The organism is Enterobacter sp. JUb54 (assembly GCF_014298075.1).
Classification (GTDB): Bacteria; Pseudomonadota; Gammaproteobacteria; order Enterobacterales; family Enterobacteriaceae; genus Klebsiella; species Klebsiella lignicola.
This window is the reverse complement of sequence record NZ_CP060418.1, coordinates 3857201-3871217: the sequence shown is the minus strand read 5'-3', so window position 1 is coordinate 3871217 and position 14017 is coordinate 3857201. Positions and strand designations below refer to the sequence as shown.

Sequence of the window (14017 nt, the reverse complement as noted above, 5' to 3'; positions counted from 1 at the left end):
CTCAATGAGGGCCATGTTGTTTTTTATTCCCACTCATGCAGAAAACGTTGGCCGTACTGATCGGCGACCAACAGCGCGGCGTAGACCTGATCGGCCGTCGCGCCACCAGGCATATTGTGGATGGTTTCGCCCTCTGCGCAGGCGGCTTCCGCCACGGCGCGCATCTTGCCTGGAATATCCCCTTTAATATTCAACTGCGCCAGGGTGATCGGCAGGCCGACGCTGTGGCACAGAGCGGCAACGGTTTCGATCTCTTCCACCGGGGCATTTTCCAGCACCAGCTGGGTCAGCGTACCGAAAGCGACTTTTTCACCGTGATAGAAATGGTGGGCATCCGCCAGCACCGTCAGCCCGTTATGGATGGCGTGCGCCGCGGCCAGACCGCCGCTTTCAAAGCCCACGCCGCTCAGATAGGTGTTGGCTTCAATCACTTTCTCCAGCGCCGGCGTGACAACATGTTGCTCCGCCGCCAGCATCGCTTTTTCACCTTCCTCAATCAGCGTGTTGTAGCACAGTTCGGCCAGCGCCAGCGCGGCCTGAGTGCATTGACCTCCCGCCATGGTCGTGGCGCCGCTGCGTGAACAGGCGCGCGCTTCAAACCAGGTCGCTAACGCATCGCCGATACCGGCTGCCAGCAGGCGCGGTGGCGCACCGGCAACGATTTGCGTATCGACAATGACCATATTCGGGTTGCGTGGCAGCATCAGATAGCTGTCAAACTCCCCTTCATCGGTATAGAGAACCGAGAGGGCGCTACAGGGGGCATCCGTTGAGGCAATGGTCGGGGCAATCACCACCGGAAGGTGCATAAAGTGAGCCAATGCTTTTGCGGTATCCAGCGTTTTACCGCCGCCGATACCCAGCACGGCATGACAGTTGGCTGAACTGGCAATGTCCTGCAAACGGTTGATTTCATTGCGTGAACACTCGCCGCCAAACGGGACGATTTCGGCCACCAGGCCGGCGTCTGTCAGGCTTTTGCGCAGTTTTTCTTCGGCAAAACCCAGTACAAACTTGTCGCCCACAATCAGCCAGCGTTCGGCCAGTGGTTTGAGGTATTCGCCAAGGCGGGTGATGGCGTTCGCGCCCTGAATGTATTTGCCCGGGGATTGAATAATGTGATCCATTTCTTTTCCTCCTGGATGATCGTGGCGCCGCCCTTTGTCGGCGCGCCGATCGGGTTACAGGTTCAGATTTCCAAAAGCGTTATTCCAGTCTTGCTCAAACTTCTCTATGGCTGACTCTACCGCGGGGGTGCCAAGCATTTGTTGCGCTACGTCTAAAGGAAGGGTGATAGCTTCGCAGCCCGCTAACAGACAATCCAGCGCCTGGCGTGGGGTTTTAAAGCTGGCGGCCAGCACTTTGCTCTCTGGCGCATGGAGCTCCAGCAGGGATTGCAGCTCCTGCACCATGCGGATGCCGTCACCGCCCTGGGCATCGACGCGATTGACGTAAGGGGCGACATATTTTGCGCCTGCCAGCGCGGCCAATAGCCCCTGGGAGGCGCTATAGACCGCGGTGCCCAGAGTCGGGATACCTTCTTTCTTCAGCAGCTTGATCGCGGCGAGGCCCTCGGCGGTAACCGGGATCTTAACCACAATTCCCGGGACGGCATTGCTCAGGCGTTTGGCTTCCGCCACCATGCCTTCGGCATCGCGGCTCATGGTCTGGGCAAACAGCGTTCCCTCTGGCCCGACGGCTTTTTGCAGGCGCGGGAGTACCTCCCAGACCGGCGTTTTGCCGGCGGCGATAATGCTGGGGTTGGTGGTGACGCCAGCCAGGGGATAGATGCGTGCCAGGCGTTCAACTTCTGCTACGTTTGCGGTGTCCAGATAGAGTTCCATAGCCTTTCCTCGATGCTCAATTCAGTGATGTTGAGATAAGGATACGGCTTCTCACTGGCGGGTCGCCAGATGACAAATTTGCCAAAAACTGGATAAATGTACGCATTACGGTTAAGGATGATTTAGATCACGTTTCTCCCGTGATACCTGATGAACCTGGGCAGGTTAATCAGCGAAATATGAAGAAATACTTACAAAAATCTAGTTTTTACTGGATTTCTTTTTCTGTTAGCTGGCTGTGGTACTGACGGCGATACTCGGAGGGCGAGCGTTCGGTATTTTTACGAAACAGGCGGCAGAAATAGTTGCTGTCGGCAAAGCCGCAGGCGTGGGCGACATCTTTGACCTTCATGTCATGGCCCTTTAGCAGCATCCTGGCCTGTTCGAGCCGGACGTGATTCAGGTACTCGTTAAACCCCATTGGCCCGCATTTCTGGAACAGGTGGGAGAGATAGTTTGGCGAGAGATAAAATTCCTGCGCGACCGCTTCGCGGGTTAACGGCTCGGCAAAGTGGGCCTCGATATACTGACGGATCGCCTCAAACAGCGCCTGGCTGCGGGACGCGGTTTGTACCTGGCTGCCGAGCAGATCGGCGCAGTGGCTCAGCAGGCTGATAACAATGCAGCGCGTCGTGCGCTGTTCCTGGGGTTGCATCAGCATCTCATTGAGTGCCTGTAGCAGGAAGGAGCCGGTACGAGGGCCGCGGCGCGGAACCTGCAGCTTTTCCTCAATCTGCAGATGGTTACCGTCCCAGCGCTGTAGAGTAAATACCAGCTGCTGCTTGCCAAATACGATGCTCAGGGTGCGACAGGGCGAGCTCCACTGGGGAAAATGCCATCCTCCGGCGGGGATATACAGCGCGTCATACCGGGCAAGTATTGGCGGATCGGCCTTTACACCAGGATCGTACAGCTGGCCTTCAAGCATGATTTCAAAACGTGAAAAATCAGCCTTCTGTACTTCATCGGCAAGCGGGCGGTGGGTGCTGGCAAAGCGGATCTGCTGGATCGCCGCCGGACCGGTGATTAACGCGTCGATGAGTTGATTGAGATCGGTATCCATACTTGCTCCATACAAGGCGCCTCGTATTTATCATACCGGACAGAGCAGAAAGGGTAAAAGCCGGTGCAGGATGGCGGGAGAACGATGTTGCACGATATGTATGATATGTTATATTGTAACATATCGTTGCAAGCGTTAACTCAGGAGAATGTAATGACCACAAAGATGTCTGCCCTTGCGTTGGGCGTTGGCCTGCTATTGGCCAGCGCTCAGACCTTTGCTCACGGCAATCATAGCCATGGACCCGCGTTAACCGAGGCGGAGATAAAAGCAAGCGAGGGCATTTTTGCCGATGGGGATGTGAAGGATCGCTCGTTAAGCGATTGGGACGGGATCTGGCAGTCGGTGAACCCTTATCTGCTCAATGGTGATTTGGATCCGGTGCTGGAGCAAAAAGCCAAAAAAGCGGGCGATAAGAGCGTGGCCGAGTATCGGGAATATTATAAGAAAGGCTATGCCACCGACGTTGACCAGATTGGGATTGAGGACAACGTGATGGAGTTCCACATTGGCAAAACGGTCAATACCTGCCAGTACGCCTATTCCGGCAAGAAGATCCTGACTTATGCCTCCGGTAAGAAGGGCGTGCGCTATCTGTTTGAATGCCAGCAGGCTGATTCAAAAGCACCGAAATTTGTGCAGTTCAGCGATCATATTATCGGCCCGCGCAAATCGCAGCACTTCCACATCTTTATGGGTAATGAATCGCAGGAGGCGCTGCTGAAAGAGATGGATAACTGGCCGACCTATTATCCGTATGCCCTGCACAAAGAACAGATCGTCGACGAGATGCTGCACCATTAATGAAAAAAGCCAGTTAATAAAAAACCCCGGTCGCGCGATGCTGGCCGGGGTTTTTGTTGCCCGGATAAGGCCTAAACGGCGCTATCCGGGGCTGGTTTGCGGCGAGATTAGCCGGTGTTACGCATACCGGCAGCAACGCCGGCGATGGTGACCATCAGCGCCTGTTCGACGCGTGGGTCCGGCTCTTTGCCTTCTTCTTCCGCCAGACGCGAACGGTGCAGCAGCTCTGCCTGCAGAACGTTCAGCGGGTCAGTATAGATGTTACGCAGCTGGATAGACTCGGCGATCCACGGCAGGTCGGCCATCAGGTGGGAATCGTTCGCAATATCCAGTACCACGTTGATCCCGGTAGAGAGCAGCTCGCGCAGTTCTGCACCCAGCTTCCACAGCTCCGGGGTCACCAGGCGCTGATCGTAATATTCCGCCAGCCACAGGTCGGCTTTCGAGAACACCATTTCCAGCATGCCGAGACGGGTAGAGAAGAACGGCCAGTCGCGACACATCGTTTCGAGCTCGCTCTGTTTGCCATCTTCCACCACTTTCTGCAGCGCGGTGCCTGCACCAAGCCAGGCCGGCAGCATCAGACGGTTTTGCGTCCAGGCGAAAATCCACGGAATGGCGCGCAGAGACTCGACGCCACCGGTCGCACGGCGTTTTGCCGGACGGGAACCCAGCGGCAGTTTACCCAGCTCCTGCTCCGGCGTTGCGGAGCGGAAGTACGGGACGAAGTCTTTATTTTCACGCACATAGCCACGGTACATCTTGCAGGAGATGTCAGACAGCTCGGCCATGATATGGCGCCATTCCGGTTTTGGTTCCGGCGGCGGCAGCAGGTTGGCTTCCAGCACCGCGCTGGTATACAGCGACAGGCTGCTGATGGTGACTTCAGGCAGGCCGTATTTAAAGCGAATCATCTCGCCCTGTTCGGTCACGCGCAGGCCGCCTTTCAGGCTACCTGGAGGCTGAGACAGCAGCGCGGCGTGTGCCGGTGCGCCACCACGACCGATGGAACCGCCGCGGCCGTGGAACAGCGTCAGCTCAATCCCGGCTTTTTCGCAGGTTTTGATCAACGCGTCCTGTGCCTGATACTGCGCCCACGATGCTGCCATGACGCCGGCATCTTTTGCGGAGTCAGAGTAGCCAATCATGACCATCTGTTTGCCCTGAATAAAGCCGCGATACCAGTCGATATTCAGCAACTGGGTCATTACGTCATTGGCGTTATTCAGGTCGTCCAGGGTTTCAAACAACGGCGCGACCGGCAGGGCGAAGCCAATACCGGACTCTTTCAGCAGTAGATGCACGGCCAACACGTCGGACGGGGTCTTCGCCATTGAGATCACATACGCGGCGATGGATCCGTACGGCGCCTCGGCGATCACTTTACAGGTGTCGAGGACTTCACGGGTTTCGTTGCTTGGCTCCCACTGACGCGGCAGCAGCGGACGTTTGGAATTCAGTTCGCGGATCAGGAACGCCTGTTTGTCGGCTTCTGACCAGCTTTCGTAATCGCCGATACCCAGATAGCGGGTCATTTCGCCCAGCGCTTCGGTATGACGGGTGCTTTCCTGACGAATGTCGATACGCACCAGCGGTACGCCGAAAGATTTCACGCGGCGCAGCGTATCCAGCAGTTCGCCGTTGGCGATGATGCCCATGCCGCAGGACTGCAGCGACTTATAGCAGGCGTAAAGCGGTTCCCACAGCTGTTCGTTCTGGGTAATCAGGCCTGCCGGCTTCGGCAGTTTCTGCCCCTTCAGGCGGGCTTCCAGCCAGGTCTGAGTTTCCATCAGCTGGGTACGCAGCTTTTTCATCAGATAGCGGTACGGTTCCTGTGCCCCTTCCGCGCCGGCCAGTTCGCGCAGCTCGTCGGTGCATTCAACCATCGACAGTTCAGAGATCAGCAGCTGAATATCTTTCAGGAACAGGTCGGTCGCCTTCCAGCGGCTCAGCAGCAGCACGTGACGAGTAATATCGGCGGTGACATTCGGGTTACCGTCGCGGTCGCCGCCCATCCAGGAGGTGAAACGCACCGGGACGAAGTCTACCGGCAGCTGATAGCCGAGGTTCTCTTCCAGCTGTTCGTTCAGCTCGCGCAGGTAGTTTGGCACCCCTTCCCACAGGCTGTTTTCAACAACGGCAAAACCCCATTTTGCTTCATCAACCGGCGTCGGGCGGTATTTACGGATTTCATCCGTATGCCAGGACTGGGCAATCAGCTGGCGCAGACGGCGCATCAGCTGGTGGTGCTCGTAGTCAGCGATATCTTTGTTATCAAGCTGCTTCAGGCAGTTGTTCACTTCCACCATTTTGTGGATCAGCGTACGGCGGGTGATCTCGGTGGGGTGAGCGGTAAGCACCAGCTCCAGAGACAGGGACTCCACCGCTTTCTTAATGGTCTCTTCGTTGAGATGAGGTTGGTCTTTGAGCTTTCTCAGGGTGCGGGCAATCACTTCCGGGTTGCTGGCCGCTTCACCGTTCGGTGAAATGCTGTGGTATTGCTCTGCGGTATTCGCCAGATTCAGAAACTGGCTGAAAGCACGGGCCACCGGCAGCAGCTCGTCATTGGACAAGTTTTGCAGCGTGGTCAGCAATTCCTGGCGGTTGGCTTCATTGCCGGCGCGAGAAGACTTGGACAATTTACGGATAGTTTCGACACGATCAAGAATGTTCTCTCCCAGTGCATCCTTGATGGTATCGCCTAGCACCTTACCGAGCATACTGACATTACTACGCAAAGCGGAATATTGTTCGTTCATGTTACCCCAGACACCCCATCTCATTTTATTTTGTTATATCCGGCGCTCTGCAACAGTGAGCATCGGATAAGCAGCCGTCTTTTATAAAGCCACGTAAAAACCCCCACGTCAATTGTTGCGAAATCGCTTCAGCAAACGAATAAATGACGGCAATTTGCGAAATTTAACTCAGAGGTCGCCTGATAAGCATTACTTATGGAAATGTGACCAGAATCACCGTCCCGCCCTGATAAAAGCGGCGGGAACGGACTGCCCTTAATGCCAGCAGAAATGATGGACAACCTGGGTAATTAGCTCCCGGGTCGGCTTAATAAAGCGGGTTTCCAGGTATTCATCCGGCTGGTGCGCCTGGTTGATGGAGCCAGGGCCTAATACTAACGTCGGACACAACGTCTGGATAAACGGCGCCTCGGTGCAGTAGTTCACCACTTCGGTTTGTGCGCCGAGCAGCTTTTCCACGACCTGAACCAGACGGTGGTCCGGCGGGCATTCGTAGCCGGGAATCGGCGGGTGCAGTTCGGATACCGTCAGGCGGCCCGGCCAGCGTTCGCTTACCGGCGCCAGCGCTTCATCCAGCAGTCCGTTAAGATCGTTGAGCGTCATGCCCGGCAGCGGGCGAATATCCATATGCAGCTCGCAGCAGGCGCAGATGCGGTTTGAGGCATCGCCGCCGTGAATCGCGCCGAGGTTGAGCGTCGGATACGGCACGGTAAACGCGGCGTAGTGATAACGCTCTTTTAAGTCGTCGCGTAGCTGCATGATGCGGCCGATAGCATCGTACATCAGCTCAATGGCATTCACGCCGCGCGCCGGATCGCTGGAGTGGCCGGACTGGCCCTGGATACGAATCGCGTTGGACATATGGCCTTTATGCGCTCGCACCGGCTGCAGAGAAGTCGGTTCGCCGATGATGGCGCAGTCCGGACGCAGCTGGGTGGTTTCGGCAAAGTAACGGGCGCCGGCCATACTGGTCTCTTCATCGGCGGTGGCCAGGATGTAGAGCGGCTTTTTCAGCGTGCTGACATCGACATCGCGCAGGGCATCAAGGATAAAGGCGAAAAAGCCTTTCATGTCGGCGGTGCCGAGACCGTACAGTTTGTTGTCGTGCTCGGTCAGGGCGAAAGGATCGCGGGTCCAGCGGCCGTCATCAAACGGCACGGTGTCGGTATGCCCGGCGAGCAGCAGACCGCCAGCGCCGTGGCCGGTACTGGCCAGCAGATTGAATTTATTGCGCGTCTCCGGTACCGGCTGGACTTCAACATTGAAGCCAATATCGCGGAACCAGCCAGCGAGTAAATTGATTAAAGTCTCATTACTTTGGTCCAGTGCTTCTTCGGTTGCACTGATGGAAGGTGTGGCGATCAATGCGCGGTAAATCTCGATAAAGGGCGGTAAATTGTTTTTCATTGTTGACACACCTCGGGTCATGATAGTATCAATATTCATGCATTATTTGTGAATAAAAATACATTATCGTTGAGCGTAAGAAAACCCATAAAATGCAGGGAGACTCTTACGGCTTAACTGGGTGAGGAAGCGAGATGCTTCCTGGGCAAATATGACGTAAGAAGGTGAAGAGCCCCGATGTTGAAGACGCTGATTGTGGGTGCCAGCGGTTATGCCGGCGCAGAGCTAGTGACCTATGTAAATCGCCATCCTCATATGACCATAACCGCTTTGACGGTCTCCGCGCAAAGCAATGATGCAGGGAAATTAATTTCCGATTTGCATCCTCAGCTGAAAGGCATTGTGGATCTGCCGCTGCAGCCGATGTCAGATATCAGCGAATTTAGCGCCGGCGTCGATGTTGTCTTCCTCGCGACCGCACATGAAGTGAGCCACGACCTGGCGCCGCAGTTTCTTGCCGCAGGCTGCGTGGTGTTCGACCTGTCCGGCGCCTTCCGCGTGAACGACGGTGCGTTCTACGAAAAATATTACGGTTTCACTCATCAGCATCCGGCCCTGCTTGAGCAGGCGGTTTACGGTCTGGCTGAGTGGAACGCTGACGCGCTGAAAGAGGCGAACTTAGTTGCTGTTCCAGGCTGCTATCCGACGGCGGCCCAGCTGTCGTTGAAACCGTTGATCGATGCGGACCTGCTGGATCTGAACCAGTGGCCGGTGATCAATGCGACCAGCGGCGTCAGCGGCGCAGGGCGTAAAGCGGCTATCAGTAATAGCTTCTGTGAAGTCAGCCTGCAGCCGTATGGCGTATTCAATCATCGTCACCACCCGGAAATCTCCACCCACCTTGGCGCGGAGGTTATTTTTACCCCTCACCTTGGTAATTTTAAACGTGGGATCCTCGAAACCATCACCTGCCGCCTGAAGCCTGGCGTGAGCAAAGATCAGGTTGCCGCCGTGTTCCAGCAGGCCTATGCCAATAAGCCGATGGTCCGTTTATATGATAAAGGCGTGCCGGCATTGAAAAACGTCGTGGGTCTGCCATTCTGTGATATCGGTTTTGCCGTTCAGGACCAGCACATTATTGTGGTGGCGGCGGAAGATAACCTGTTGAAAGGTGCGGCGGCACAGGCAATACAGTGCGCGAATATTCGTTTCGGCTACGCTGAGACGCAGTCTCTTATTTAAGGTGTGATGATGAACCCATTAATAATTAAGCTCGGCGGCGTGTTACTCGATAGCGAAGAAGCGCTGGAGCGCCTGTTTACCGCGCTGGTGAATTACCGTGAAGCCCATCATCGCCCGCTGATTATCGTGCATGGCGGTGGTTGTGTGGTGGATGAGCTGATGAAGCAGCTCAACCTGCCGGTGAACAAGAAAAATGGTCTGCGGGTTACGCCGGCGGATCAGATCGACATTATTACCGGCGCGCTGGCGGGAACCGCCAATAAAACGCTGCTGGCCTGGGCGAAAAAACACCATCTGGCTTCCGTGGGCCTGTTCCTCGGCGATGGCGATAGCGTTAAGGTGACGCAGCTGGACGAAGAACTGGGTCACGTTGGTCTGGCGCAGCCGGGTTCGCCTGCGCTGATTAACACCCTGCTGGCGGGCGGCTATCTGCCGGTGGTCAGCTCCATCGGGGTCACCGATGAAGGGCAACTGATGAACGTGAATGCCGATCAGGCGGCGACCGCGCTGGCGGCGACGCTCGGTGCGGACCTGATTCTGCTGTCCGATGTCAGCGGCATTCTCGATGGCAAGGGCCAGCGCATTGCGGAGATGACCGCGGCGAAGGCAGAGCAGCTGATCGAACAAGGCATTATTACCGACGGCATGATTGTGAAGGTGCATGCGGCACTGGATGCGGCACGCACGCTGGGCCGCCCGGTGGATATCGCCTCGTGGCGCCACGCGGAGCAGTTGCCGGCGTTGTTTAACGGCACGCCTATTGGCACGCGCATTCTGGCCTGATTTAACACAGTTGAAGACGGGAAGCACAGGGCTTCCCGGCAGCATAAAACCAAATTTGAAGGAAGCACATTATGGCACTTTGGGGCGGGCGTTTTACTCAGGCAGCCGATCAGCGGTTCAAACAGTTCAACGACTCTTTGCGCTTCGACTATCGCCTGGCGGAGCAGGATATTGTTGGCTCTGTCGCCTGGTCTAAAGCGCTGGTGACGGTGGGCGTGCTGAGTGCCGCCGAGCAACAGCAGCTGGAAGAGGCATTAGGTGTGCTGCTGGAAGAGGTGCGGGCGAACCCGCAGCAAATCCTTGAAAGCGACGCGGAAGATATTCACAGCTGGGTAGAAGGCAAGCTGATCGACAAAGTGGGTCAACTGGGTAAGAAGCTGCATACCGGGCGTAGCCGTAACGATCAGGTCGCCACTGACCTGAAGCTGTGGTGTAAAGACACGGTCGCCGAGCTGCTGTCGGCCAACCGCCAGCTGCAAAGCGCGCTGGTGGAGACAGCTCAGAGCAACCAGGATGCGGTGATGCCGGGGTATACCCACCTGCAGCGCGCGCAGCCGGTGACTTTTGCCCACTGGTGCCTGGCGTATGTTGAAATGCTGGCGCGTGATGAAAGCCGTCTGCAGGATGCCCTGAAACGTCTGGATGTCAGCCCGCTGGGCTGCGGCGCGCTGGCGGGAACCGCCTATGAAATCGACCGCGAGCAGCTGGCTGGCTGGTTGGGCTTTGCCTCGGCGACCCGCAACAGCCTCGATAGCGTTTCTGACCGTGACCACGTGTTGGAACTGCTCTCTGATGCATCGATTGGCATGGTGCACCTGTCACGCTTTGCCGAAGACCTGATTTTCTTTAATACCGGGGAAGCCGGTTTTATTGAGTTGTCCGACCGCGTCACCTCCGGTTCCTCTCTGATGCCGCAGAAGAAAAACCCGGATGCGCTGGAGCTTATCCGTGGTAAATGCGGCCGTGTTCAGGGCGCGCTGACCGGGATGATGATGACCCTGAAAGGTCTGCCGCTGGCGTACAACAAAGACATGCAGGAAGATAAAGAAGGGCTGTTCGACGCGCTCGATACCTGGCTGGACTGCCTGCATATGGCGGCGCTGGTGCTGGACGGTATTCAGGTTAAGCGTCCGCGTTGCGAAGAGGCGGCGCAGCAGGGCTATGCCAATGCCACTGAGCTGGCGGATTACCTGGTAGCGAAAGGGGTTCCGTTCCGCGAAGCGCACCATATCGTCGGTGAAGCGGTGGTAGAAGCGATCGCCCAGGGCAAGCCGCTGGAAGATCTGGCGCTGGCCGACCTGCAGAAATTTAGCAGCGTGATTGCCGATGATGTCTATCCGATTCTGTCGCTGCAGTCTTGCCTGGATAAGCGTTCGGCAAAAGGCGGCGTCTCACCGCAGCAGGTCGCTAAGGCAATTGACGACGCCAGACAGCGTCTGGTGTGAATGCGCTATTTTCACGGGTCATTCTAACGGAGTGAGTCGTCAAAGAGGCTCGGGCCATGCCCGGGCTTTTTTTATGCAAAAAAAAGCGGACACAAGGTCCGCAAAAGTTCACGTTGGCTTTAGTTGTTCGGTCAGGGAATATGATGAGGCCATCGTTGATTTTCTGACGTCGGCCTCGTTTCTGGGCTTATTATTGAACAGAAAACTTGATAGGGATAATCGTTCGTTGCTATGCTATCTATCGCCATGAACTATCATGGCGACGGAGGATGAATAATGAATATTCGCGATCTTGAATACCTGGTTGCGCTAGCCGAGCACCGCCATTTTCGGCGCGCGGCGGACTCCTGCCACGTCAGCCAACCCACGCTGAGCGGACAAATCCGCAAGCTGGAGGATGAACTTGGGGTCATGTTGCTGGAGCGCACCAGCCGTAAGGTTCTGTTTACCCAGGCCGGACTGTTGCTGGTGGATCAGGCGCGTACCGTGTTACGCGAAGTCAAAGTGCTCAAGGAAATGGCAAGTCAACAAGGTGAGACCATGTCCGGGCCGCTGCATATTGGCCTGATTCCGACAATTGGCCCTTATCTGTTGCCGCAAATAATACCGATGCTGCACCAGACTTTTCCAAAACTGGAAATGTATCTGCATGAAGCACAAACGCATCAACTGCTGGCTCAGCTAGACAGCGGTAAGCTGGACTGCGCGATCCTCGCGCTGGTGAAAGAGAGCGAGGCCTTTATTGAGGTCCCGCTGTTTGATGAGCCGATGATGCTGGCTATCTACGAAGATCACCCGTGGGCAAATCGCGATCGCGTGCCGATGTCTGATTTGGCCGGGGAAAAACTGCTGATGCTGGAAGATGGCCACTGCCTGCGCGATCAGGCGATGGGCTTCTGTTTTGAGGCCGGTGCGGATGAAGATACCCATTTCCGCGCGACCAGTCTTGAAACGCTGCGCAACATGGTGGCCGCAGGTAGCGGCATCACGCTGCTGCCGGCGTTAGCGGTGCCGCAGGAGAGAAAACGCGATGGCGTGGTCTATATTCCGTGCATTAAGCCGGAACCAAGACGCACCATTGGTCTGGTATATCGTCCGGGTTCACCGCTGCGTAGTCGCTACGAGCATCTGGCGGAGGCCATCCGCGGCACCATGGATGGCCATTTCGACAAAGCGTTAAAACAGGCGGTTTAAGCCATTTAACGCGGCAACCCGATAGGCTTCCGCCATGGTCGGGTAGTTAAAGGTGGTGTTGACGAAGTACTCAATGGTGTTGCCACCACCTTTCTGCTCCATAATCGCCTGGCCGATATGAATAATCTCGGCCGCGCGTTCACCAAAGCAATGAATGCCCAGGATCTCTTTCGTTTCACGATGGAACAGGATCTTCAGGGTTCCCACGCTCATGCCGACGATTTGCGCGCGTGCCAGGTGTTTAAACGCCGCACGGCCCACTTCATATGGCACCTTCATCGCCGTCAGCTGCTGCTCGGTTTTACCCACGGAGCTGATTTCCGGAATGGTGTAGATACCGGTCGGGATATCTTCAATCAGGTGGGCAGAGGCCTCGCCTTTAATCAGCGCCTGCGCGGCGATGCGGCCTTGATCGTAGGCGGCGGACGCCAGGCTCGGATAACCGATAACGTCACCAACGGCATAGATATGCGGCAGCGCCGTCTGATACATGCTGTTCACTTTGATCTGGCCGCGGCTATCGGTTTTCAGGCCGATATTTTCCAGCGCCAGGGAATCGGTATTACCGGTACGGCCGTTGGCGTACAGCAGGCAGTCGGCTTTCAGTTTTTTGCCCGATTTCAAATGCATGATCACGCCGTCATCGACGGCTTCAATTTTCTCATACTCTTCGTTGTGGCGAATCACCACGCCGCTGTTCCAGAAGTGATAGGAGAGAGAGTCGGACATCTCCTGATCGAGGAACGCCAGCAGACGATCGCGGGTGTTGATCAGGTCGACCTTCACCTCCATGCCGCGGAAAATCGACGCATATTCGCAACCAATAACCCCGGCGCCGTAGATGATCACGTGGCGTGGTTCATGCTGCAGGCTGAGAATCGAATCGCTGTCGTACACGCGCGGATGGGAAAAATCGACATCGGCAGGATGGTAAGGGCGTGAGCCGCAGGCGATGACGAATTTTTCCGCGGTGATGGTCTCGACGGTACCATCGTGACATTCCAGCGCGAGGGTGTGCTCATCAACAAAGTGGGCGTTGCCCTGCAAAATTTCGCAGTGGTTGCGCTCATAGAAACCCTGACGCATATGGGTTTGTTGATTAATCACGCTGTCGGCATGGTTAAGAATGTCGGCAAAAGAAGAACGAAGAAGGCGGGAGTGGTCACTGTAGAGAGGGTTTTGGTTAAACTCGATAATACGACTGACGGCATGGCGGAGCGCTTTTGACGGGATGGTACCCCAGTGGGTACAGCCGCCGCCGACGTTATGATAGCGCTCGATAACGGCGACGCGCGCTCCCTGTTTAACCAGTCCCATGGCGGCGCCTTCACCGCCAGGGCCGGACCCAATCACGATTGCATCATAATCCCAAGAGTGCGACATGGCATTACTCACCTGTTTTATACATAAAATAAACACGATGATAACATTCGCCGGGCTTTAACCCAATTATCGTTGTGCTTTTTTGCGGCATAAAAGCAGAATCGGCTCGTAAACAATCATTCACAAAGCAGTGTAAACCGATTAGTTTTAATC

General features: G+C 56.0%; 11 protein-coding genes. 5 read left to right on the top strand and 6 right to left on the bottom strand.

Annotated features, from left to right (window positions below; all coding sequences use genetic code 11):
• Window positions 1-23: 23 nt before the first annotated feature.
• The 3 genes from HF679_RS17835 to HF679_RS17825 form a co-directional block, all read right to left on the bottom strand.
• Entirely contained in the window at window positions 24-1127 is a 1104-nt protein-coding gene (locus HF679_RS17835) for a glycerol dehydrogenase (protein ID WP_123758000.1), read from the bottom strand.
• A gap of 54 nt (window positions 1128-1181) precedes the next feature.
• A complete protein-coding gene (fsa, locus tag HF679_RS17830) occupies window positions 1182-1844 on the bottom strand; it encodes a fructose-6-phosphate aldolase (protein ID WP_123757999.1) in 663 nt (220 codons plus the stop codon).
• A gap of 208 nt (window positions 1845-2052) precedes the next feature.
• Entirely contained in the window at window positions 2053-2907 is an 855-nt protein-coding gene (locus HF679_RS17825; RefSeq protein WP_154145190.1) for a helix-turn-helix transcriptional regulator, read from the bottom strand.
• 153 nt (window positions 2908-3060) lie between these two features.
• Between HF679_RS17825 and zinT the strand changes: the two genes are divergently transcribed.
• Window positions 3061-3711, top strand: coding sequence for a metal-binding protein ZinT (gene zinT, locus HF679_RS17820; RefSeq protein ID WP_187042262.1), 651 nt, complete (start codon window positions 3061-3063; stop codon window positions 3709-3711).
• A gap of 107 nt (window positions 3712-3818) precedes the next feature.
• Here zinT and ppc read toward each other — a convergent pair whose 3' ends face one another.
• Both ppc and argE read right to left on the bottom strand, forming a co-directional pair.
• Entirely contained in the window at window positions 3819-6470 is a 2652-nt protein-coding gene (gene ppc / locus HF679_RS17815) for a phosphoenolpyruvate carboxylase (protein ID WP_154145189.1), read from the bottom strand.
• 255 nt (window positions 6471-6725) lie between these two features.
• Entirely contained in the window at window positions 6726-7877 is a 1152-nt protein-coding gene (gene argE / locus HF679_RS17810; protein ID WP_123757995.1) for an acetylornithine deacetylase, read from the bottom strand.
• 177 nt (window positions 7878-8054) lie between these two features.
• Here argE and argC point away from each other — a divergent pair, with 177 nt between their 5' ends.
• The 4 genes from argC (at window position 8055) to oxyR (ending at window position 12481) form a co-directional block, all read left to right on the top strand.
• Window positions 8055-9059: an N-acetyl-gamma-glutamyl-phosphate reductase gene (argC, locus tag HF679_RS17805; protein ID WP_123757994.1), complete on the top strand. Its 1005-nt coding sequence runs from the start codon at window positions 8055-8057 to the stop codon at window positions 9057-9059.
• A gap of 6 nt (window positions 9060-9065) precedes the next feature.
• Complete coding sequence (gene argB, locus HF679_RS17800; protein WP_123757993.1) at window positions 9066-9842, top strand: acetylglutamate kinase; 777 nt, start codon at window positions 9066-9068, stop codon at window positions 9840-9842.
• A gap of 71 nt (window positions 9843-9913) precedes the next feature.
• Window positions 9914-11287 (top strand): argininosuccinate lyase, encoded by a 1374-nt coding sequence (gene argH, locus HF679_RS17795; RefSeq protein ID WP_123757992.1) that lies wholly within the window; start codon window positions 9914-9916, stop codon window positions 11285-11287.
• Window positions 11288-11563: 276 nt separating this feature from the next.
• Complete coding sequence (oxyR, locus tag HF679_RS17790; RefSeq protein ID WP_123757991.1) at window positions 11564-12481, top strand: DNA-binding transcriptional regulator OxyR; 918 nt, start codon at window positions 11564-11566, stop codon at window positions 12479-12481.
• Here oxyR and sthA read toward each other — a convergent pair.
• Window positions 12464-13864: a Si-specific NAD(P)(+) transhydrogenase gene (sthA, locus tag HF679_RS17785; protein WP_123757990.1), complete on the bottom strand. Its 1401-nt coding sequence runs from the start codon at window positions 13862-13864 to the stop codon at window positions 12464-12466. The genes oxyR and sthA overlap by 18 nt on opposite strands.
• Window positions 13865-14017: the final 153 nt, after the last annotated feature.

What these genes read in the sequence shown, in the direction of transcription:
- zinT (WP_187042262.1), top strand. Translation starts at nt 3,061, where the DNA reads ATGACCACAAAGATGTCTGCCCTTGCGTTGGGCGTTGGCCTGCTATTG.
- argC (WP_123757994.1), top strand. Translation starts at nt 8,055, where the DNA reads ATGTTGAAGACGCTGATTGTGGGTGCCAGCGGTTATGCCGGCGCAGAG.
- argE (WP_123757995.1), bottom strand. Translation starts at nt 7,877, where the DNA reads ATGAAAAACAATTTACCGCCCTTTATCGAGATTTACCGCGCATTGATC.
- argH (WP_123757992.1), top strand. Translation starts at nt 9,914, where the DNA reads ATGGCACTTTGGGGCGGGCGTTTTACTCAGGCAGCCGATCAGCGGTTC.
- oxyR (WP_123757991.1), top strand. Translation starts at nt 11,564, where the DNA reads ATGAATATTCGCGATCTTGAATACCTGGTTGCGCTAGCCGAGCACCGC.
- ppc (WP_154145189.1), bottom strand. Translation starts at nt 6,470, where the DNA reads ATGAACGAACAATATTCCGCTTTGCGTAGTAATGTCAGTATGCTCGGT.
- HF679_RS17825 (WP_154145190.1), bottom strand. Translation starts at nt 2,907, where the DNA reads ATGGATACCGATCTCAATCAACTCATCGACGCGTTAATCACCGGTCCG.
- fsa (WP_123757999.1), bottom strand. Translation starts at nt 1,844, where the DNA reads ATGGAACTCTATCTGGACACCGCAAACGTAGCAGAAGTTGAACGCCTG.
- argB (WP_123757993.1), top strand. Translation starts at nt 9,066, where the DNA reads ATGATGAACCCATTAATAATTAAGCTCGGCGGCGTGTTACTCGATAGC.
- HF679_RS17835 (WP_123758000.1), bottom strand. Translation starts at nt 1,127, where the DNA reads ATGGATCACATTATTCAATCCCCGGGCAAATACATTCAGGGCGCGAAC.
- sthA (WP_123757990.1), bottom strand. Translation starts at nt 13,864, where the DNA reads ATGTCGCACTCTTGGGATTATGATGCAATCGTGATTGGGTCCGGCCCT.